The following is a 1252-nucleotide window of genomic DNA, read 5'->3' on the forward strand; positions in this document are numbered from 1 at the left end:
TGCACGGTAACGACGCTTGCGCATAAGGCGGGCAGGCTGAAGAGAGATAGCCCTACGCCAGGTAACCATTTTCTGAGTCTGTTCATGGGGCGGGCTTCAACATCGTCATGGTGACAGGGAATACGCCCGCGCCGAGCATCTGTTCGCTCTGGCGTACCTGGCCGGTGGCGGAATCAATCCAGAAGGTGTTATGCCAGCGACGATCGAGGCCGTCGGCCTGCACCGTCTCCTGCCAGACCTGACAACGTAGCGTGTTTCCGGCAAGGGTCAGGTTTTCCGTCCCGCTCAGGGAGAAGCGCGAGGTCAGGTGTGCGGAGCGATACCGCCCCTCTTCCTGCCAGCGCACATCACGCGACCACTGGCTGCCGTCGCGGAGCTGCGGCGTGTGGCGCAGCGGATCGTGCTCAAGGTTGGTTACCTCAAGCAGGTTATAAGGGAGCTTGAGCGTGTGGATAAGGCGACCGTTATGCGTGACGATCATCGCATTATCCTGCGATAACCACTTACTGTTTCCCTGCTCGATGTATCCGAGAACCACCAGGATCCTCGGGCCATTATCCAGACGCAGGTACATGGTTGAGTATGGGAGCACCTGAATCTGCCCGTCCGTTACCGTCACATCCTGGCGCCCGTCCAGGCTGGCGTTAAAGGTCTCAATAATGCTCTGCTGGCTCGGCGTACATCCCTGGATCAGCAGAGTCATGATGAGCAGAATAAACAGTCTCACCAGAAATCCTTGATTAAATAACATTGAAATCAATTAAATACCCGGCTTTGATATCGCCACCGGGTCAAGTCGTTGCGCTGTTCAGCGCAAGGCTATATCGCCTTGCGCACCAGCCTTAGCGGGTAACTGTCGTCGTGGAAGTACCATTGCCTGAGTCATCGCCACTGTCGCTTGCCGCGACAACGGCTAACGTCGCTACGCCGGCAATCGCAGCGGTGGTGACAACAGCGGTTGTCCCAATCGCGCCTGCCGCCAGTCCCCCCGTAGTGCCAGCGGTAGTTCCCACCGTTGCTCCGGTTGTTGTACCGGTTGTTGCTGCGCTGGTGCTACCTGCTTCGGTGGTAGCGCCTATAGCAGGCAGGGCAGTCGCCAGCGTGAGTGCTGTCAGCACTGTACAAAGCGTCCTTTTCATTTTTGGTCCTCATTCAAATGAAGGAAAATATGAGCACCTGGAAACCAGGTCCCGGTTAACGGGCATAAAGCCCGGGGCTGAATTCCGGCCCGACAGGGACGGAAAATCATCCA

General features: G+C 57.2%; 1 protein-coding gene. It reads right to left on the minus strand.

Annotated features, from left to right (window positions below; all coding sequences use genetic code 11):
• Nucleotides 1–82 precede the first annotated feature (82 nt).
• Nucleotides 83–703: a YjbF family lipoprotein gene (locus tag RE027_RS17740; protein ID WP_276514014.1), complete on the minus strand. Its 621-nt coding sequence runs from the start codon at nucleotides 701–703 to the stop codon at nucleotides 83–85.
• Nucleotides 704–1252: the final 549 nt, after the last annotated feature.

Source organism: Kocuria sabuli (genome assembly GCF_040981185.1).
GTDB lineage: Bacteria > Actinomycetota > Actinomycetes > Actinomycetales > Micrococcaceae > Kocuria > Kocuria sabuli.

Coding starts and splice junctions, on each gene's coding strand:
- RE027_RS17740 (WP_276514014.1), bottom strand. CDS start 703: ATGACTCTGCTGATCCAGGGATGTACGCCGAGCCAGCAGAGCATTATT.